Source organism: Pseudomonas sp. CFBP 13711, assembly GCF_014842265.1.
Taxonomy (GTDB): Bacteria; Pseudomonadota; Gammaproteobacteria; order Pseudomonadales; family Pseudomonadaceae; genus Aquipseudomonas.
On sequence record NZ_JACYVI010000001.1, the window covers coordinates 439,129 to 459,037 of the forward strand.

Consider the following 19,909-nt stretch of genomic DNA (forward strand, 5'->3'; position numbering starts at 1 on the left):
GGCCAAGACCGAGCGTTATGCTCGGGAATCGTTTAGAATGCGCCACCGTGTCGACACATACAGTCGTAAAGTTTAGCCGAGGTGCTCCATGGATATTATCGAAACGATCAAAGATCAGATTGCCAGCAACACCGTTCTGCTTTACATGAAAGGCGCTCCGAATGCCCCGCAGTGCGGCTTTTCGGCCAAGGCTTCTCAGGCACTGATGGCGTGTGGCGAAAAGTTCGCGTACGTCGATATCCTGCAGAACCCTGAAATCCGCGCCAATCTGCCGAAATACGCCAACTGGCCAACTTTCCCGCAGCTGTGGGTCGGTGGTGAACTGGTCGGCGGTAGCGACATCATCACTGAAATGCAGGCCGACGGTTCGCTGCAGAAACTGGTGAAAGACGCTGTTGCGAAGAACGCTACTGCCTGATTTCGGCAGTCGCAAAAAAGCCCCGCTCTCTGCCGAGACGCGGGGCTTTTTATTGGGCGATGCTTTAAGACGATGTCCGGGACTGGAATCAGTCCTCTTCGCCCATCTGCGATTGCAGGTAGTTTTCGATGCCGACCTTGTCGATCAGGCCCAGCTGGGTTTCCAGCCAGTCGATGTGCTCTTCTTCCGATTCCAGAATGTCTTCCAGCATCTCGCGGCTGCCGAAGTCGCCAACGGTTTCGCAGTGCGCGATGGCTGCTTTCAAGTCGGCGTGGCCCTTGCGCTCGATGCGCAGGTCACACTCAAGCATTTCCTTGGTGTGCTCGCCGATCAGAATCTTGCCGAGGTCCTGCAGGTTTGGCAGGCCTTCCAGGAACAGGATGCGCTTGATCAGCTTGTCAGCGTGTTTCATCTCGTCGATGGATTCGTGGTACTCGTGTTTGCCCAGCTTGTTCAGGCCCCAGTCTTCGTACATGCGCGCATGCAGGAAGTACTGATTGATCGCGACCAGCTCGTTACCGAGGATCTTGTTGAGATGCTGGATGACTGTGATGTCGCCTTTCATGATCGGGTCCTGTCGAAGGTATAGGTAATACAGGCGGCAAGTCTGAGCCCCCTCTATAACTCTGTCAAACCTAAGTTATTGAATAATAAGTGAAAATAAATAGGAATAAGAATGTTTGTGTTCCGCATCTTGTTGCTAAGCGATTGAATTAAAGGCATAAAAAAACCGGACAGTGTCCGGTTTTGTTTGAAATCGGTAATTCAGGCAGCTGAAAATTCTGCGGGGTAGGCGAGGGCGGCATGACTGGTTTGCAGCTCGGTCAGGGTTTCACGCACCACTTCCTTCGCCAGGCAGGCACATTTGCCGCATTTGCTGGCGACACCCAGGGTCTCGCGGACGTCACGATAACTGCAGCATCCTTCCATGATTGCTTCACGGATTTGTCCGTCGGTAACACCTTGGCAGAGGCAGACATACATATAAGAAACCGTCGCTGAGTGATTGGCTCAATGCGAGGGATACTAATGTTAATGAGAATGCTTGTCAAAACTACTCAGCCTTCTGGATGTGACCTCCGATGAGTGGTCAGCCGAGTCCCAATGCTGATTCCCCATACGCAGAGATGCATAGATAGGTCCTGCCTAACGGCAGAACGTTTCGCCTTCGGCGAGTTACTTGGAAAAAGCACCCCAAGTAACCAAGGGTGCTTGCTCCTGGTTTGGCCCTTCCTTCGTCAGGGTTCCTTCACTCCGGTCTCGCTCCGTGGGCCCGCGCCGAACGGACATCCATGTCCTGACGGCGCTCTCGCGGCATCCATGCCGCTCGGCCCACTCCGCGAGACCTGCGTTCAGCCTGCACCCAAGTCGCGTTCTGCGGTGACTGAGCCTTTTGCGTAAGAAGATCAAGAGCGGATCAAGAGCAGATCAGAAGCAGTACAGGAGCTTCCCGGCTGAAGCCGGTCCTACAGGCGCGCGCGGTCTATTAGTGGGACCGGCTTTAGCCGGGAAGGGGCCGGTCGGCGCGCTGACGGAGTGTGAGCCGATCACTGCCTCTCGATCCCCACCCCATAAAAAACCGGCCACTTGGGCCGGTTCTTCAATCGCGCAGCAGCATCGACTTAGTCGTTGAAGTCGTGCCAGCCGCCCATTTCTTTCCACCGGTTGACGATGCCGCAGAACAGCTCGGCAGTCTTCTCGGTGTCGTAACGGGCCGAATGGGCTTCGCGGCCATCGAAATCGATGTCCGCCGACTGGCAGGCTTTCGCCAGGACAGTCTGACCGTACGCCAGGCCCGCCAGGGTCGCGGTGTCAAAGCTGGAGAACGGGTGAAACGGATTACGCTTCATGTCGAGCCGCGCAACCGCTGCGTTGAGAAAGCCCAGGTCGAAGCTGGCATTGTGACCCACCAGAATCGCGCGCTTGCAGCCATTGGCCTTCAGCGCCTTGCGAATGCCGCGGAAGATGTCGGTCAGCGCCGTTTCTTCGCTCACGGCCATGCGCAGCGGGTGATCCAGTTTGATGCCGGTGAACTCCAGTGCCGCCGCTTCAACGTTGGCGCCTTCGAAAGGTTCGACGCGGAAGAAGTAGGTGTGGTCCGGAAAGACAAAGCCTTTCTCGTCCATGCCAATCGTCGTGGCGGCGATTTCCAGCAATGCATCGGTGGCGCAATTGAAACCGCCAGTTTCTACGTCAACGACAACGGGCAGGTAACCGCGAAAACGGGCAGCCATCGGGTGCCGGGACCCTGTACCGCCACCGGAGCCTTCTTGCTCGTCTTCGTAATGTTCTTCACTCACGCGTGTTCCTCCAGCAGGCGCCAGCGCAGTTTTTCACCGGCGCGCAGCGGGATAACAGAAAGCTCGCCAAACGGCAGGCTGGCGGGGGCCGTCCACTCGTCACGAACCAGGGTAATGGTGTCAGTGTTGGCCGGCAGGCCATAAAAGGCCGGGCCGTGGAGACTGGCGAAACCTTCCAGCTTGTCCAGCGCATTGCGTGACTCGAATGCCTCGGCGTACAGCTCGATGGCGGCGAATGCGGTGTAGCAGCCGGCACAACCGCATGCCGCTTCTTTGGCGTGCTGCGCGTGGGGCGCCGAGTCCGTTCCGAGGAAGAACTTGCTGCTGCCGCTGGTGGCGGCATCAAGAAGGGCGACCTGGTGGGTGTTGCGCTTGAGGATCGGCAGGCAATAGAAGTGGGGACGGATGCCGCCCACCAGCATGTGATTGCGGTTGTATAGCAAATGGTGCGCAGTGATGGTCGCGCCGACATGGGCCGACGCTTCATTGACGAACTGCACGGCGTCGGCGGTGGTGATGTGTTCGAACACCACTTTCAAGGTCGGGAAACGCTCGACGACACGGCGCATATGTTCATCGATGAAAATTTTCTCGCGGTCGAACACGTCGATGTCGCCGCGGGTCACCTCGCCGTGGATCAACAGCGGCAGTCCCACTTCGGCCATCGCCTCGAGCACCGGGAAGATCTTGTCGACGCTGGTCACGCCCGAATCGGAGTTGGTGGTGGCGCCTGCCGGGTACAACTTGGCGGCGTAGACGAAACCACTGGCCTTCGCGGCGCGAATCTCTTCGGGCTGCGTCAGGTCGGTCAGGTAAAGCACCATCAGCGGCTCGAAGCGACTGCCTTGCGGGCGCGCAGCGAGGATGCGCTGACGATAAGCGTCCGCTTGCTCGGCGTTGCGTACCGGCGGCACGAGGTTCGGCATGATGATCGCGCGGCCAAAAGTGCGCGCTACGTCGGCGACGGTGTGGGGCAAAACAGCGCCATCTCGAAGATGGATGTGCCAGTCGTCGGGGCGCAGGAGGGTCAGGCGTTCGGACATTGGGGATTCCAGGCGGGTCAAACTCGCTGGGAATGCTACCGGAAAAGACTCCTCCAGGCACTCGCTATCAAGTTTTGCGGGAAGTTACCGATAGCCACGTGTAAGTCATAAATCCTGTTACACGTAAATTCAGTGGAGCCTCCCGTGCGCCAGCGATATCTAGCTCTGCTCAGCGCGTTTGCCAGCCTGCCGGCCATGGCGCTCACATTCCAGACCCGTCTGGAGAATATTGAGTGGAAGGTGGAAGGCGACCAGTTCGAGTGCAGGCTGACGCAGCCAATCACCGATTTCGGTGCCGGAGAGTTCGTGCGTCGCGCGGGTGAGCAGCCGACCTTTCGCTTGAAAGCCAATGGCTACAGTCTGGCGTCCGGTTCGGCCATGTTGATTGCCGCCGCGGCACCGTGGCAGCCGGGTCGCAGTGACCTCAATCTTGGCGCGGTGAGAGTCAGCGGCGGCGAGATTCCTTTCAATACCAATCAGGCCCAGGCCACACGCCTGATCGCGGGCCTGATGGAAGGGCGCAGCCCGGTGTTTCGTCATTCTCTGCGCGATGGCGGCGGCGCGATGGAAGTCCGTCTGTTGCCAGTCAAATTCAGCAAGGCCTACGGCGAGTTTCAAGAGTGTACAGCGAAGCTGTTGCCGATGAATTTCGAGCAAGTGCGTCAGTCCGAGATCGGCTTCCCTGGCGGCGGCATCGAGCTGGACGCCAAGGCCAAACGCCAGCTGGACACCGTGCTGGCTTATATGAAGGCTGATCCGACGGTCAATCATGTCGAACTCGATGGTCACTCCGACAACAGTGGTAACCGATTGACCAACCGCGATCTGTCGCGGCGTCGTGCGCTGTCGGTCATGGACTACCTTAAAGCCCAAGGCATCCCGGAAGAGCAGATAACCCTGCGCTTCCACGGCGAACAGTACCCACTGGCGCCCAACACCAACAACGCCAATCGCGCGCGCAACCGCCGGGTCAACATTCATCTGGAGCGTGTGGCGCAGCAGACTCCGGCCATACCGCCCGCTGCTGCACCCGCTCCGGCGCCGGCCCCATTGCCTGGGCCTGCCGCAACGCCAACCCCCGGCGCTGCGCCTGTGACAGCAGCCAGTGCGACCCCCGCCAAGGCGTCTTGATGATGCGCGGCCAGGTCGTCTGACTGACAGAATCTGTCGCTTTGTCGTCAGAAGCTGTCGCGACACTGTAAATTCCCGCGCGTGATCGGTAAACTCGTCGGTTTTCCGTACAACGCGTTGGAGTGATGGCATGGCGGACGTAAACAAGGTAGTTCTCGCGTATTCCGGTGGCCTGGATACTTCGGTAATCCTCAAGTGGCTGCAAGATACGTACAACTGCGAAGTGGTGACCTTTACCGCTGACCTGGGTCAGGGCGAAGAAGTCGAGCCGGCACGCGCCAAGGCACAAGCCATGGGCGTAAAAGAAATCTACATCGACGACCTGCGCGAAGAATTCGTGCGTGATTTCGTGTTCCCGATGTTCCGCGCCAACACCGTCTACGAAGGCGAGTACCTGCTGGGTACTTCCATCGCGCGCCCCCTGATCGCCAAGCGCCTCATCGAAATCGCCAACGAAACCGGCGCCGACGCCATTTCCCACGGCGCTACCGGTAAAGGCAACGACCAGGTCCGCTTTGAACTGGGCGCCTATGCGCTCAAGCCTGGTGTAAAAGTCATTGCGCCATGGCGCGAGTGGGACCTGCTGTCCCGCGAGAAGCTCATGGACTATGCCGAGAAGCACGCGATCCCGATCGAGCGCCACGGCAAGAAAAAATCCCCGTACTCGATGGACGCCAACCTGTTGCATATCTCCTATGAAGGCGGCGTGCTGGAAGACACCTGGACCGAGCACGAAGAAGACATGTGGCGGTGGACAGTTTCCCCGGAAAACGCGCCGGACAAGCCGCAGTACCTGGAGCTGACCTACCGCAATGGCGACATCGTGGCATTGGACGGCGTTGAAATGACTCCGGCCACCGTCCTTGCCACCTTGAACCGCATTGGCGGCGAGCACGGCATCGGTCGTCTGGACATCGTCGAAAACCGCTATGTCGGCATGAAGTCCCGCGGCTGCTACGAGACCCCGGGCGGCACCATCATGCTGCGCGCTCACCGTGCGATCGAGTCGATCACCCTGGACCGCGAAGTCGCTCACCTTAAAGACGAGCTGATGCCGAAGTACGCCAGCCTGATCTACACCGGCTACTGGTGGAGCCCTGAGCGTCTTATGCTGCAGCAGATGATCGATGCGTCGCAGGCCCACGTGAATGGTGTCGTGCGCCTGAAGCTGTATAAAGGCAACGTCATCGTGACCGGTCGCAAGTCCGACGAGTCGCTGTTCGATGCCAACATCGCGACTTTTGAAGAAGACGGCGGCGCCTACAACCAGGCAGACGCTGCGGGCTTTATCAAGCTCAATGCATTGCGCATGCGGATTGCAGCGAACAAAGGCCGCAAGTTGTTCTGATCGTTGTCGTGATTGATGTGCAGCCCTTGTTCAGGGCTGCACTCATTACACCTGTCCTCCGTATGCCGCTGCCGCTTCACCTGCAACCTTTACTGATCCGACACCGGCCGGTTGTTGCCGTCGTTCAAGAGCAGTAATAGACGCTCTTGCGCTGTGCGTTATCTCCTGCCTCAATCTGGCAAATCTGTCTCTCCGCCAGCGGCTTTCTCAGCCGTACCCCCCTGCGAAGTTGTACGAAACTCAAAACGATAGGCTTTGCCGATGTCCCAGATATCGCGTACGCCGACACCCAGTAGTTGAGCGATCTCCGGAACGGTGTAACCCAGCGCCGAGTAATGCATGGCATGCCCGGCAATGGCGTCGTCCAGGGTAACCGGCTCTCGTTGCCGGGATGCGCGTGACCGGCGAACAGGCTGGCAGTAGCGGATTTTCAGGCCGTTCTCGCTGGCCAAACGCTTGATGTCCTTTTGGTTCATGCGCAGCGAGTATTGCAGCGCGGCGACACCAGCTCCCTTGGCCACAAGGCCCTTGAGCAGGTCGACCTTGGTGCACAGCTCGGCTTCCGGATCGGCCTCTCGGGTTTGCCTCGACGCTTCCGTCTCCCGCGACTCTCCTTCTGCAATGACGTTAATGACGCCGCCCTGGGAAACATAGCGCTCTACCGCCTCCGCCAGTTTGATAGGGTCACTGCTTGCGCCAATGGAGTATTTTATTTTCTTGGTCATGGTAGGTTCCTTTGAACATATCAACTAAACAGCCTTCACTGCCGGGACGTTCACGCTTAAGAGCGTTTAAACACTGAATGGCTTATTCAAGCCGGAGAGCGGCCTGCGCACGGATTACTGTCATATAGAAGCGCCAGTATTTATGTGTGCAATAATCTTATATTGTGATAAGAGCCACTAACTATTAGTGGGCTGAACCATTCGCTCATCAAAAAGTAACGACTGGTAATAGGTTTGGCAAGTAAAAAGCCAAAAAATAGGGGGTTTGTTTTTTAATTCCTTTCGGTGAAGTTCTTTGCGGTAATAATAATCCGTTAGTTATGTAGTATTTTTCTGGAATGGCCTGAGGGTGCTGGATGTTATCGTCTGAATGGTATTACGTGAGAGGCGGGCCAGCCCCTCTTTTTAATAGGGGGTGATGTGAGGCGGTCGTTATAATTTGGGTAACCCGGTTCGAGGGAGGGTAAGTGACGTAACTATCTGGCCCCCTCCCGGTACCCCGTATCAAGGCGGGACCAGTTGAAAGTTAATCCGGACTGTTCAGAAATTTCTGAACACGCTGTAGGTCCTTTCGAGTATTTAAGATGTAATCAAACTCTTCGAGTTCGCCTGTGTCATTTAACCAAGTGTGTGCGGTCGCATACGGTTCCCATGGCCTGCAATATTTTATGATTTTTGTTTGCTGGCGGCCTGGCAATATGGGCATATGCTGAATCCATACGCCCAAGGTGAATGGGCTTAAACCCATTGGCCTGAGCCAGTTCTCACAGAGATAACCATTTTTCCCGAGCGTCCAGGAAAGCCCTGGATTTCCGCGCATTCAAACCCGTCGGCGGAGCAAGCGGGTCGCCGACCTGCCTTAGGGCAAATCGCGCTATCAACCCGCATTCATATAGTGAGAAATGCTCAGCGTATTCAGGATTCAAAAATTACCACTTGCGGTCTCGGACATTATGCGGTCACGTACTGAGACGGGATTGAACATCGTAAAAAATAGAGCGGATAGGGCAGGTTTTGTAGGATTTTTCTGTTGGTTGAGTGAGAAAGGTCTTTGCCTGCTGATCTGCAGGGAGGAGCGCCATGCAAAGCACTAAACGACTAAGCTATTGTGCGGGCTCTGAAAATTCGAACAGCGAAGAATGGACTGCTCATGAATAAAGTGTTGATCGTGGATGATCACCCTGTCATCAGGCTCGCCGTACGCATGTTGATGGAACGCCATGGCTACGAAGTCATTGCCGAGACGGATAACGGCGTGGATGCGTTACAACTGGCGCGCGAGCACTTGCCGGACATTGTCATTCTGGACATCGGTATCCCCAAGCTCGATGGCCTTGAGGTTATCGCCCGATTGTCGGCGATGACGCTGGCCTTCAAGGTGCTGATCCTGACTTCCCAGGCACCGGGGCATTTTTCAATGCGCTGCATGCAGGCGGGTGCTGCAGGTTATGTCTGCAAGCAGCAGGATCTGACCGAGTTGCTCAGCGCCATCAAGGCGGTGTTGTCCGGCTACAGTTATTTCCCCAACCAGGCGTTGCACACAGTGCGCTCCAGTCTCGGCAATGCCAGTGAGGCGGAGATGGTGGATCGTCTGTCGGGAAGGGAAATGATGGTGTTGCAGCAGTTGGCCCGTGGCAAGACCAACAAGGAAATCGCCGACGGCATGTTCCTGAGCAACAAAACCGTCAGCACGTACAAGACGCGCCTGCTGCTCAAGCTCAATGCGCATTCGCTGGTGGACTTGATCGAGCTCGCGCAACGAAACGGGTTGGTCTGATGGCCGTGAGAGGACGGTATCTGAGGGCGGCGTCATCAGCTGATGCCGCCAAGCCTCTCTGTCGGGAGAGGCCTGCTGTTAGAGTGCCGTCCCGGCCGGCTCAGAAATCGAAGTCGTAATCCGCAAGCTGACGTTGCAGGCGACGCTCTTCCAGAAGGTTGTCGATCGTGCGGCGCTTGCTGAGGTTGGTCTTGGCGGTTTCTACCGGCGCGGGCGGGACTTCGTCCGGGTCCTCGATCACGAAGTCGTCGTCGACTTCGACTTCGATGGTGTCTTTTTCATCGCTCATGATTCAGCCTCAGGCGTGAACGGTCGTTGGCGCTCCTTATAACGACAAACCTTGCGCGGGTAAAAAAGATTTTTTTAATCGATCAAAGCCTTGAGACGCTATCGTTCAATCGTCAGAGGTCTTGGCCTTGTACTCGCACAGGTCTTCGATCCGACAACTGCCACACCGGGGCTTGCGCGCAATACACACGTAACGCCCGTGAAGGATCAGCCAATGGTGCGCATCCATGAGGTAATCCCTGGGCACAAATTTCATCAGCTTGTTTTCAACTTCCACCACGTTCTTCCCTGGCGCGATGCCGGTACGGTTGCTGACGCGGAAGATGTGCGTGTCGACTGCCATCGCCAACTGGCGGAACGCGGTGTTCAGGACCACATTCGCGGTCTTGCGGCCCACGCCGGGGAGGGCTTCGAGGGCCTCTCGGGTCTGAGGCACCTCGCCGCCGTGCAATTCAATCAGCAAACGGCACGTTTCGATCACGTTTCGGGCCTTGCTGTTGTACAGGCCAATGGTTCTGATATAGGCAGACAAACCCTCGACACCCAGCGCGTAAATCGCCTCAGGCGTATTGGCGACCGGGTAGAGACGCGCCGTGGCCTTGTTGACGCTGACATCGGTGGCCTGTGCCGAGAGAATCACGGCGATCAGCAGCTCGAACGGCGTGGTGTAGGCCAGTTCGGTTTTGGGATCGGGATTGTCTTCGTGCAAGCGACGAAAGATCTCAAGGCGTTTGGCGGCGTTCATGGGGTGGGCTTTTCCTGAAAAGACGGTGCTGCGGGCGCCGGGTTCTGCAATTGGGCCAGCGCATGCTCTGCCTCGTCGAGGCCACGCTGCAGTTGCACGAGTTGCGCAGCTTGTTCGGCAATCGGCGGGTGACCAAAGGCTTTCAACGACTTCAGCAGTTGAGCTCTGCTCATGGCGACCTGGGCGCGTGCCTGTTTCAACGCCGCGTCACTGCTTGTCGACGGTTTTGAGCGAATCCGCGCCAGGGCGGCTTGCGCCGGATCTGGCTGGAGAACGGCCGGCGTGACGGTCCGTAACGGGCGAGCCTGGCGTTCGGCCTGGCGTCGCTGCTCATCGCGCTGCAGGCGGGCCGAGCGCGCATCAAAGCGTTGCCGCGCACGACTGCGTTTGACGGCCCTGACGGATCGCTGCTCTTCATCCATCGCGCAATCACCAATGAACGGCACGGAGGTCACTGGCAACGGCAGCATGTCGATGCAGTCGACCGGGCAGGGCGCAACGCACAGATCACAGCCGGTGCATTCCTCAACGATGACGGTGTGCATCAGCTTGGCGGCGCCAACGATGGCGTCCACGGGGCAGGCTTGAATGCATTTGGTGCAACCGATGCATTCGGCCTCGCGAATGAACGCGACTTGCGCCGGCGCGCGGCCTCGTTCGATGTCCAGTTGCAGCACCGGCACTTTCAGCAGTCGAGCCAGGGCTGCGATGGTCTCGTCGCCGCCGGGTGGACACTTGTTGATGGCTTCGCCGCTCGCAATGCCTTCGGCGTAGGGCTGGCAGCCTGGATGGCCGCACTTCCCACACTGGGTTTGCGGCAGCAAGGCGTCGATGCGCTGAATCAGGCTCATGCTTGGACCAGATCGACGACCCGAGCGGGCCGTCGATAACGTGCAGAATGTTACGGTTCGGGTCGGGTTACTTGATGCGCTGACCGGGCTTGGCGCCGCTGTCAGGGCTCAGAAGGTAAATCTCTTCACCGCCAGGACCCGCTGCCATCACCATTCCTTCCGAGATACCAAAGCGCATTTTCCGCGGCTTCAGGTTGGCGATCATCATGGTCAACCGACCCTCCAGCTCCGCCGGGTTCGGGTAGGCACTCTTGATGCCGGAGAAGACGTTGCGCTTCTCGTCGCCGATATCCAGCGTCAGGCGCAGCAGCTTGTCGGCGCCTTCGACGTGCTCGGCTTTCTCGATGAGCGCGACGCGAAGGTCAATCGCCGCAAAGGCGTCGAAGTCGATCTCCGGAGAGAGCGGGTCTTTCGTCAGCTCGCCATTGCCCTGCGGTGCCGCACCTGTGTCGGTGGCGCTGGCGGCCAGGTCTTCTTTCGATGCGTCGGTCATGGCTTCCACTTTTACGGGGTCGATGCGGGTCATCAGCGGCTGGAACGGGTTGAGCTGATGATTGCTCAGCAGCGTCTGGTGGTCGTTCCAGGTCAGTGGCGCGACGTTGAGGAACTGCTCGGCGTCTGCGGCCAGATTCGGCAGCACAGGCTTGAGGAAGATCACCAACTGACGGAACAGATTGATGCCCAGGGCGCAGATCGCCTGAACATCGTCCTGTTTGCCTTCCTGCTTGGCCAGCGACCACGGCGCCTTTTCGGCAATCCAGGCGTTGGCGCGGTCGGCCAGCGCCATGATTTCGCGCATCGCGCGGGCAAAGTCACGCGCCTCGTAGGCGTCGGCAATGCTCGGCGCTGCGGTGCGGAAAGCGTCCGTCAACTCGGGCTCGGCATTGCCGGCCACCAGCAGACCTGCGTTGCCTTTCTGAATGAATCCCGCGCAACGGCTGGCAATGTTCACCACCTTGCCGATCAGGTCAGAGTTGACCTTCTGCACGAAGTCTTCAAGGTTCAGGTCGAGATCATCGACGCCACGGCCCAGCTTGGCCGCGTAGTAGTAACGCAGGTATTCCGGCGACAAATGTTCGAGGTAGGTGCGTGCCTTGATGAAGGTACCGCGGGATTTTGACATCTTCTGGCCATTGACGGTCAGGTAGCCGTGGACGTTGATGCCGGTAGGCTTGCGGAATCCCGAACCCTCGAGCATTGCGGGCCAGAACAGCGCGTGGAAGTTGACGATGTCCTTGCCGATGAAGTGGTAAAGCTCGGTGGTCGAATCCTTGCGCCAGAACGCGTCGAAGTCCAGCTCCGGACGGCGTGCGCACAGATTCTTGAAGCTCGCCATGTAGCCGATAGGAGCATCCAGCCATACGTAGAAATATTTGCCCGGCTCGTCGGGGATCTCGAAGCCGAAATACGGCGCATCGCGGGAGATGTCCCACTGCTGCAGGCCGGAATCCAGCCACTCGGCGATCTTGTTCGCCACGGCGTCCTGCAGTGTGCCACTTCGCGTCCAGCTCTTGAGCATGGCATCGAACGCAGGCAGGTCGAAGAAGAAATGCTTGGAATCACGAAGTACCGGGGTTGCACCGGAAATCGCGGACTTGGGGTCTTTCAGGTCAGTCGGGGCGTAGGTGGCACCGCACTTCTCGCAGTTGTCACCGTACTGGTCTTCGGTGCCGCATTTCGGGCAGGTGCCTTTGATGAAGCGGTCGGCCAGGAACATTTTCTTTTCCGGGTCGAAATACTGCGTCACGGAGCGCGTGGCAATGTGGCCGGCGTCGCGAAGACGTTTGTAGATCTCGCTCGACAGCTCGCGGTTTTCTTCGGCGTGGGTCGAGTGGAAGTTGTCGAAATCCACCAGAAAGTCAGCGAAGTCGGCGCTGTGCTCGGCCTGCACGTTGGCGATCAGTTGCTCGGGCGTGATGCCTTCTTTTTCGGCGCGCAGCATGATGGCCGAACCATGGGCGTCGTCTGCGCACACATAAATGCACTGGTTGCCGCGGTGCTTTTGAAAGCGCACCCACATGTCGGTCTGGATGTACTCGAGCATGTGGCCAAGGTGAATGGAACCATTGGCATAGGGCAGGGCGCTGGTGACGAGAATCTTGCGTGGCTCGGACATTGGGCTCGGCTACTTGAAGTGAAACGGAGGTCGGCCACTATAAAGGCCTGAGCGTTTTTTTTCATCCCGCGCTGCATGTCGGAATCTGCCGATGTGCTTGAAAGAAAAACGTCGCTGCGCTCTTTATCGGGCATACAAGGTAGGATGGCCGCCTGTTTTACTCAGTCTTTAAGGAGTCACCCATGAGCGCTGTCAATCGCGCAACGGTGGAAGCCGTCCTTCGCCAGTACATCGATCCTTACCTGAATCAGGACCCGGTCAGTGCCGGGTGTGTCCGCGCCATCGAGATCGACGGGAGTCGCGTGAGCGTCCAGCTGGAGTTGGGATACGCGGCCGCGCTGTTCAAGAACGGCTGGGCGCAGATGCTGCAGATGGCGATTGAAGGGCTGGATGGCGTCGCCTCGGCGAGCGTCCAGATCACGTCGGTGATTCACCCTCACAAAGCCCTCGGCCAAATCCCCGGCCTGGCCAACGTAAAGAACATCGTGGCGGTTGCGTCGGGCAAAGGCGGCGTCGGTAAATCCACGACCGCGGCCAACCTGGCGTTGGCGCTGTCCCGGGAAGGTGCGCGTGTGGGCATTCTTGATGCCGATATTTACGGCCCGAGCCAGGGCGTCATGTTTGGCATTGCCGAAGGCACCCGTCCGAAGATCAAGGATCAGAAGTGGTTCGTGCCCATTGAGGCCCACGGCATTGACGTGATGTCCATGGCGTTTCTGACCGATGACAACACACCGATGGTCTGGAGAGGGCCGATGGTTTCGGGAGCGCTGCTGCAGCTGGTGACCCAGACCGCCTGGAATGACCTGGATTATCTGGTCATCGACATGCCGCCTGGCACCGGCGATATCCAGCTGACCCTCGCGCAGAAGGTGCCGGTCGCTGGCGCCGTCATCGTCACGACCCCGCAGGACCTTGCATTGCTGGACGCGAAGAAAGGCGTGGAGATGTTCCGCAAGGTCAACATCCCGGTGCTGGGTGTCGTTGAAAACATGGCCGTGCACATCTGTTCGAACTGCGGTCATGCCGAGCATCTATTCGGCGAAGGCGGAGGGGAGAAGCTGGCGACCCAGTATGGCGTCGAGCTGCTGGCCTCGCTGCCACTGTCCATGTTGATTCGAGAACAGGCCGATGGCGGCAAGCCCACGGCGATTGCCGAGCCTGAGAGTCAGATCGCAATGGTGTATCAGGAGCTGGCGCGTCATGTGGGCGCGCGGATCGTGCTGCAGGAAGCTGCCACGGCGGAGATGCCGAGCATTTCTGTCAGCGACGATTGAGGCATTAAGCCGGCAGGCGAGATGCGCGATGTGTCGGATGCTCGGCATGTCGCGCTGATGGGGTTTCAGGTGGAGGTTGCAGGCGGGATGGGCAGAAGTGCTTTTTTGACAGGCATAAAAAAACCCCGCTTTTGAGGGCGGGGTCTTTTAAGCGAATCAGTACAAGTTAGATAACTTGAACTTCTTCAGCTTGCATGCCTTTCTGACCGCGGGTAGCGATGAAAGAGACCTGTTGGCCTTCTTTCAGGCTTTTGAAGCCGTCGGATTGGATAGCTTTGAAGTGAACGAACAGGTCGTCACCGGATTGTGGAGTGATGAAGCCGAAGCCTTTTTCATCGTTGAACCACTTAACGGTACCAGTTTGGCGATTAGACATGGTGTATCTCCTTGGACAAAGTTAACTGCGACTCAGGAAATGCCCTGGCCGAGACTGAGTGCAAAGAGCAGGAAAAATTCTTGGAGATGGTTGGATCGAAATTCAACATCGTGTAGATATTCTCAGTGACACAAGCAACACAGTGGAGCCACCTTACCCCACTTTTTCAGATGTGCAAAGGGGCTGTCTGCGATTTTTTCTTGAGGTGGCTCAACGCCCTTAATGCACACGGCGCGCAATCTTTGAACCCGGAGCGTTCGACCGGTAAGATGCCGGACATCTTTTTCACCTCGCTATTCAGGACACCGCCATGAGCATCAAATCGGACAAGTGGATTCGCCGCATGGCGCAGGAACACGGCATGATCGAGCCGTTTGTGGAGCGTCAGGTGCGCGGCGAAGGCGCTGATCGAGTGATCTCTTTCGGTGTCTCCAGCTACGGCTACGATGTGCGTTGCGCCGACGAATTCAAGGTGTTCACCAACATCAATTCGGCGACGGTGGACCCGAAAAATTTCGATGAAAAAAGTTTTGTCGATATTAAAAGCGATGTCTGCATCATCCCGCCGAACTCGTTTGCACTGGCGCGCACCGTCGAATATTTCCGCATTCCGCGTAACGTGCTGACCATCTGTCTGGGCAAAAGCACTTACGCGCGCTGCGGCATCATCGTCAACGTGACACCCCTTGAGCCTGAATGGGAAGGCCACGTGACGCTGGAGTTCTCCAACACCACCACGCTGCCGGCGAAGATTTACGCCAATGAAGGCGTCGCACAGATGCTTTTCCTGGAATCCGACGAAGAGTGTGAAGTCTCCTACAAAGACCGTGGCGGCAAGTACCAGGGCCAGCGCGGTGTGACGCTGCCGCGTACCTGATAGCGCCATTTGTCAGCCAGTCACTGAATTTGTCTCGGAATTCGCACTCTATTGACTGAACTGTTCCCATCCGCACCATGCGAATGGGGCCAACGCTCAGGAGTGCCCTATGAAGAGACACATCAACACCAGCAGCAAGGAACCCGACCCGAGTGCCAATCAGGTTGGTTTGCTGGCTTGGTCGCTGTTAGCGCATCCACACCTCAATAATATGGTCGCCGGGGGCATTCCCGGGCAGCCAGACCCGGACAGTCCAAACGAGTACCCCCAGCCTGACGAAGGCGGCGTGCCGACAATCCCGGACGAGCCGCCACCCGCTCCGGTCGCCTGATTCATGTCCCGTCGATGCCGCAGCATCGGCGGGCACAATCTGTCCCCAGTTTGGTCGTCAGCTAATGACCAGCGGTGCCTCGGCGCACGTCGCCCCGCGATCTCGAACTGCCGCTTTTCTCAAACCGCCTCCCACACCGCGCCATCCCCTACCACATAGATTTTGCTGTTCTCAGCCCGATCAATATTCATTCCCCCCGTGAACGCGCCGAATGCTGGCAGCAGGCTCACCCGTGGCAGCACGTAGAAGCACGGCAGCCGCAATCGCTGGCGTCCACGTCCATAAAGCCTGTACGCCGGGTGCACATGGCCCGCCAGTACGTGAAAGTCAGGGTGTGGGTCAGGTTCATGCTGTAACGCGTATGGTCCCAGAAACATCGGCTCCTCGACGACGTCCATGCGCAACGCCGGTGGCGGGTCCCCTGCACGCTTGTCATGGTTTCCCCGAATCAGGGTGATTGCCAGATCGTGGTGTTTGTCGCGCCATGCCTGAATGGCCGCCAGAGTGCCAGCCGCATGGGATTCCGGAGCATGAAGAAAATCCCCCAGAAAGATCAACCGATCGCAGTCGTAGCTCGCCAGCAGTGCATCCAGGCGCTGAAGGTTATCGTCGGTGGTGCCATGGGGCACTGGCTGGCCCAGTCGTCGGTAGGCAGCGGCCTTGCCGAAGTGGGCGTCGGCGATCAATAGCGCGCGCTCCGCCGGGTAATAAATGGCTTTGTCCGCCAGTAACCACAACTCCGCACCTGCCAGCTGAATCGAAAGATACGGCCTCACGTCATGACCTCAGGTCCGGCGGCTTTTTCCAGATCGCTGACCATGCGTGCGATGCGGTCGGAGAGTTTTTCGGTGCTGAGGCTTTCGCGCATGCGTTCGACCAGCAGCGGAAAGGCCATCGGGGTGGGGCGTTTGATCACGTGCAAATCCAGGGTCCGGTTATTGATGCGGCTGAGGGTTTGTTCGAGACGGGCGACATCGAGTTCCTGTCGCAGTACTTCCTCCTGCGCTTGGGTCAGCAACAGGTTGCTGGCGTCGTACTGTTTGAACACTTCGAAAAACAAGCCGCTGGAGGCCTGCAGTTGTCGGTTGCTTTTGGGGGCGCCGGGGTAGCCGGAGAACACCAGCCCGGCGATGCGGGCAATCTCGCGAAAGCGGCGCAAGGCCAGTTCACCGGCGTTCAGGCTGGCAATGATATCGGCGAGCAGCTCGTCTTCGGAAAACAGCTGAGTCGTCAGACGCTCATTCCAGTCGATCGGGGTGGCGCTGAGCAGTTCGAAGCCATAGTCATTCACGGCGATCGAGAAGGTCAGTGGCGTGTCCCGACTCAGTCGCCAGGCCAGCAGGCTCGCCAATCCCAGGTGAACATGCCGTCCGGCGAAGGGATACAGAAACAAATGCCAGCCTTCCCGGGACTTCAGGACTTCCGCGAGCAGCGTGTCCTTGCGCGGCAACGCTGACCATTGCCGTTGCACTTCGAGCAACGGGCTGACGATGTGCATCTCGGGACTGCTGAAATCGCCCCGGGCAGCCGCATCGAATTTCTCGACAACGGCATCGGCTAGCTCGTTTGAGAGCGGCATCCGTCCGCCATTCCAGCGTGGGACGGCGGCTTTTTTACTCGTCGCTTTTTTCACGTACGCGGTCATGTTTTCAACGCGCACCAGTTCCAGCAGGCGACCGCTGAACAAAAAGCCGTCTCCGGGTTTCAATCGGGCGATAAAGCCTTCTTCAACGCTGCCGAGGGATCCGCCTCCGCCACCCTTGCTCCAATACTTCACGTTGATGCTGGCGTCGCTGACGATGGTGCCCACGCTCATGCGGTGGCGGCGGGCGAGGCGCGCATCGGGGACGCGCCAGATGCCGTCTTCGTCCGGCTCGACGCGTCGATAATCAGGGTAGGCCGTCAGCGACAAGCCGCCGTAGCGCACGAACGCCAGCGCCCATTCCCATTCTTCGTCGGTCAGGTCCCGGTAGGCCCATGCGGTGCGAACTTCGGCGAGCAACGCGTCGGGGGTAAAGCCGCCACCGAGGGCCATGCTCACTAAATGTTGTACGAGGACATCCAGCGGTTTGTGGGGTGATTCGCGGGGTTCGATCAGGCGGGCGTTGACGGCGTCACGGGCAGCGGCGGCCTCCACCAGCTCCAGGCTATGAGTCGGCACCAGCGTGACCCGTGACGGGCGGCCTGGCGCGTGGCCCGAGCGTCCTGCACGCTGCATCAACCGCGCGACGCCTTTGGCCGAGCCGATCTGCAGCACGCGCTCGACTGGCAGAAAGTCCACGCCCAAATCGAGGCTGGAGGTGCAGACCACGGCTTTCAGGTGGCCTTCTTTAAGGGCGCGTTCAACCCAGTCACGAACCTCGCGGGACAGCGAGCCGTGGTGCAGAGCGATCAGCCCGGCCCAGTCAGGACGGGCTTCCAGCAGCGCTTGATACCAGACTTCCGACTGCGCCCGGGTATTGGTGAACAGCAGGCAACTGGAACTGCTGTCCACTTCGGCCAGCACCTGCGGGAGCATGCGCAAGCCCATGTGCCCGGCCCAGGGGAAGCGCTCGATGGAGGGCGGCAAGAGCGTGTCGACGATCAGTTCCTTGACCACTTTGCCGTGAACGGTGGTGCCGTGGTCGCCCACCAGCACCTGTTGCGCATGATCTTGATTGCCGAGGGTTGCGGAAAGACCCCAGATGACGAGCTCGGGATTCCACTGGCGCAGCCTGGCCAGCGCCAGTTGCAACTGGATGCCGCGCTTGTTGCCAATCAGCTCGTGCCATTCATCGACGACGACCATCTTCAGCGTCGACATCGTCGCCTGGGCATCGGCGCGGGTCAGCAGCAGTGTCAGGCTCTCCGGCGTAGTGATCAGCGCGGAGGGCAGGCGACGACCCTGTTTGGCGCGTTCGCTGCTGCTGGTGTCGCCGGTGCGCAGGCCGACGCTCCAGGGAATCTGTAAATCCTGCAGCGGGCCTTCCAGCGCGCGGGCGGTGTCAGCGGCGAGGGCACGCATGGGCGTGATCCACAGCACGCTCAGGGGCGCGGCGACCGGCTTGCGTTTGCGCGGCTTCTGCTCCGTGGGCTCGGGCGCAGGTCTGGCGAACTGGTTGAGTGCGGCAAACCACACCGAGTAGGTTTTGCCCGCGCCGGTGCTGGCGTGCAGCAGACCCGACTCGCCGCGAGCAACGGCGGCCCAGACTTCCTTCTGGAAGGGGAAGGGTTTCCAGCCACGCTCGGCAAACCAGCGCTTGGCGAAATTGACGGCTTTTGGCATGCGCAGGCTCTGGGAGGGGTTAAGTCAGAGACCGCTGGGAGGGTGCAATAGTTTGATGGAATATCCGTTTGGATCGATTGTTGTCGGGCAGAGACGTACCGGCAGTATCGGGCATTGTGGGAGCGAGCTTGCTCGCGAATTCGGCGGGTCAGCAACAGGTAGGCTGACTGACAGAATGCCTTCGCGAGCAAGGTGGAACGCCACCCCGGTCGCTCCCACGGGTTATGCATGCGCGCCTTACAACGGTGAGGCGTCAGGCCCGCAATTACTTCAAATTTCCACTCAAAAACTGCTGCAAACGCTCGCTCTTCGGGCTGCCCAGTACATCATCCGGGTGGCCCATTTCTTCGATCTGGCCCTGGTGCAGGAACACCACCTGATTGGCAACCTTGCGGGCGAAGCCCATTTCGTGGGTCACCAGAATCATGGTCCGGCCTTCTTCTGCGAGGCCTTGAATCACCTTCAACACTTCGCCGACCAATTCAGGGTCGAGCGCTGAAGTGGGTTCGTCGAACAGCATGATTTCCGGTTCCATCGCCAGGGCGCGGGCGATGGCCACGCGCTGCTGCTGGCCGCCGGACAGAAACGCCGGGTATTGATCGGCGACGCGCGCGGGCAGCCCGACCTTGTCCAGGTATTTATGCGCGCGGGCCTCGGCCTCGGCTTTCGACACGCCCAGCACCCGGCGCGGGGCCATGGTGATGTTTTCCAGCACCGTCATGTGGCTCCACAGGTTGAAATGCTGGAACACCATCGCCAGCCGCGTACGAATCCGCTGCAGCTCGGCCGGATCGGCAACGCGCATACCGCCGGCGTCGCTGACCATGCGCACGGGCTGGCCGTCCAGGCTCATGGCGCCGTCATTGGGTTGTTCGAGAAAATTGATGCAGCGCAGGAAGGTGCTCTTGCCCGAGCCGCTGGCGCCGATCAGGCAAATCACGTCGCCAACGCTTGCCTTGAGCGACACCCCTTTGAGCACCTCGTGGTCACCGTAGCTTTTGTGCAGGCCATCGATGGTCAGTTTGTACATGAAGGGCAGTC

At 58.8% G+C, this 19,909-nt stretch carries 19 protein-coding genes and 1 pseudogene; 7 read left to right on the forward strand and 13 right to left on the reverse strand.

Annotation, left to right across the window (positions count from 1 at the left end):
* The first annotated feature begins 88 nt into the window (after positions 1-88).
* On the forward strand, positions 89-418 hold the full coding sequence (gene grxD, locus IFT47_RS02005) for a Grx4 family monothiol glutaredoxin (protein WP_065992552.1): 330 nt from the start codon (positions 89-91) through the stop codon (positions 416-418).
* A gap of 88 nt (positions 419-506) precedes the next feature.
* On the opposite strand, the gene bfr is transcribed toward grxD, so the two are convergent.
* From bfr to pyrC, 4 genes are all read right to left on the reverse strand, one after another.
* The gene (gene bfr, locus IFT47_RS02010; RefSeq protein ID WP_065992554.1) at positions 507-983 is read right to left on the reverse strand and encodes a bacterioferritin; all 477 of its coding nucleotides are present in this window, start codon (positions 981-983) and stop codon (positions 507-509) included.
* A 200-nt stretch (positions 984-1,183) separates the two neighbouring features.
* On the reverse strand, positions 1,184-1,402 hold the full coding sequence (locus tag IFT47_RS02015) for a bacterioferritin-associated ferredoxin (RefSeq protein WP_065992556.1): 219 nt from the start codon (positions 1,400-1,402) through the stop codon (positions 1,184-1,186).
* A 638-nt stretch (positions 1,403-2,040) separates the two neighbouring features.
* Positions 2,041-2,718: a ribonuclease T gene (rnt, locus tag IFT47_RS02020; protein ID WP_122536107.1), complete on the reverse strand. Its 678-nt coding sequence runs from the start codon at positions 2,716-2,718 to the stop codon at positions 2,041-2,043.
* Positions 2,715-3,761, reverse strand: a complete 1,047-nt coding sequence (gene pyrC / locus IFT47_RS02025) for a dihydroorotase (RefSeq protein ID WP_192171586.1) — start codon at positions 3,759-3,761, stop codon at positions 2,715-2,717. Before pyrC ends, rnt begins: the two co-directional genes overlap by 4 nt.
* 144 nt (positions 3,762-3,905) lie before the next feature.
* On the opposite strand from pyrC, the gene IFT47_RS02030 reads away from it, so the two are divergent.
* Positions 3,906-4,892: an OmpA family protein gene (locus IFT47_RS02030; protein ID WP_192171585.1), complete on the forward strand. Its 987-nt coding sequence runs from the start codon at positions 3,906-3,908 to the stop codon at positions 4,890-4,892.
* Between the two features lie 130 nt (positions 4,893-5,022).
* Complete coding sequence (locus IFT47_RS02035; RefSeq protein WP_007938916.1) at positions 5,023-6,240, forward strand: argininosuccinate synthase; 1,218 nt, start codon at positions 5,023-5,025, stop codon at positions 6,238-6,240.
* A gap of 170 nt (positions 6,241-6,410) precedes the next feature.
* On the opposite strand, the gene IFT47_RS02040 is transcribed toward IFT47_RS02035, so the two are convergent.
* A complete protein-coding gene (locus IFT47_RS02040) occupies positions 6,411-6,965 on the reverse strand; it encodes a hypothetical protein (RefSeq protein WP_244655866.1) in 555 nt (184 codons plus the stop codon).
* Positions 6,966-8,115: 1,150 nt separating this feature from the next.
* Here IFT47_RS02040 and IFT47_RS02045 point away from each other — a divergent pair.
* Positions 8,116-8,742: a response regulator transcription factor gene (locus tag IFT47_RS02045; RefSeq protein ID WP_037012286.1), complete on the forward strand. Its 627-nt coding sequence runs from the start codon at positions 8,116-8,118 to the stop codon at positions 8,740-8,742.
* Between the two features lie 100 nt (positions 8,743-8,842).
* Here IFT47_RS02045 and IFT47_RS02050 read toward each other — a convergent pair whose 3' ends face one another.
* The 4 genes and pseudogenes from IFT47_RS02050 to metG form a co-directional block, all read right to left on the reverse strand.
* Entirely contained in the window at positions 8,843-9,031 is a 189-nt protein-coding gene (locus IFT47_RS02050) for a PA3496 family putative envelope integrity protein (RefSeq protein ID WP_192171584.1), read from the reverse strand.
* 105 nt (positions 9,032-9,136) lie between these two features.
* Positions 9,137-9,775 (reverse strand): endonuclease III, encoded by a 639-nt coding sequence (gene nth / locus IFT47_RS02055; RefSeq protein ID WP_108122181.1) that lies wholly within the window; start codon positions 9,773-9,775, stop codon positions 9,137-9,139.
* A gap of 20 nt (positions 9,776-9,795) precedes the next feature.
* Positions 9,796-10,731: pseudogene (gene rsxB, locus IFT47_RS02060) on the reverse strand (electron transport complex subunit RsxB); the annotation flags it as partial.
* Positions 10,694-12,742: a methionine--tRNA ligase gene (metG, locus tag IFT47_RS02065; RefSeq protein WP_192171582.1), complete on the reverse strand. Its 2,049-nt coding sequence runs from the start codon at positions 12,740-12,742 to the stop codon at positions 10,694-10,696. The gene metG and the pseudogene rsxB, both read right to left, overlap by 38 nt.
* Before the next feature lie 182 nt (positions 12,743-12,924).
* Here metG and apbC point away from each other — a divergent pair, with 182 nt between their 5' ends.
* Positions 12,925-14,019 (forward strand): iron-sulfur cluster carrier protein ApbC, encoded by a 1,095-nt coding sequence (apbC, locus tag IFT47_RS02070; protein WP_192171581.1) that lies wholly within the window; start codon positions 12,925-12,927, stop codon positions 14,017-14,019.
* Positions 14,020-14,185: 166 nt separating this feature from the next.
* Here the strand turns inward: apbC and IFT47_RS02075 are convergent, their stop codons facing one another.
* Positions 14,186-14,395, reverse strand: coding sequence for a cold-shock protein (locus IFT47_RS02075; RefSeq protein WP_002554837.1), 210 nt, complete (start codon positions 14,393-14,395; stop codon positions 14,186-14,188).
* A gap of 310 nt (positions 14,396-14,705) precedes the next feature.
* On the opposite strand from IFT47_RS02075, the gene dcd reads away from it, so the two are divergent.
* Together dcd and IFT47_RS02085 are read left to right on the forward strand one after the other, a co-directional pair.
* Entirely contained in the window at positions 14,706-15,272 is a 567-nt protein-coding gene (gene dcd / locus IFT47_RS02080) for a dCTP deaminase (protein WP_002554836.1), read from the forward strand.
* A gap of 109 nt (positions 15,273-15,381) precedes the next feature.
* Positions 15,382-15,603, forward strand: a complete 222-nt coding sequence (locus IFT47_RS02085; RefSeq protein ID WP_074889014.1) for a hypothetical protein — start codon at positions 15,382-15,384, stop codon at positions 15,601-15,603.
* Between the two features lie 119 nt (positions 15,604-15,722).
* On the opposite strand, the gene pdeM is transcribed toward IFT47_RS02085, so the two are convergent.
* The 3 genes from pdeM to IFT47_RS02100 all read right to left on the reverse strand — a co-directional run bounded on the left by pdeM (position 15,723) and on the right by IFT47_RS02100 (position 19,898).
* On the reverse strand, positions 15,723-16,379 hold the full coding sequence (gene pdeM, locus IFT47_RS02090) for a ligase-associated DNA damage response endonuclease PdeM (RefSeq protein WP_192171580.1): 657 nt from the start codon (positions 16,377-16,379) through the stop codon (positions 15,723-15,725).
* Positions 16,376-18,868 (reverse strand): ligase-associated DNA damage response DEXH box helicase, encoded by a 2,493-nt coding sequence (locus IFT47_RS02095; RefSeq protein ID WP_192171579.1) that lies wholly within the window; start codon positions 18,866-18,868, stop codon positions 16,376-16,378. The genes pdeM and IFT47_RS02095 overlap by 4 nt, the downstream gene beginning before the upstream one ends.
* 265 nt (positions 18,869-19,133) lie before the next feature.
* Entirely contained in the window at positions 19,134-19,898 is a 765-nt protein-coding gene (locus tag IFT47_RS02100; RefSeq protein ID WP_192171578.1) for an ABC transporter ATP-binding protein, read from the reverse strand.
* Positions 19,899-19,909 lie beyond the last annotated feature (11 nt).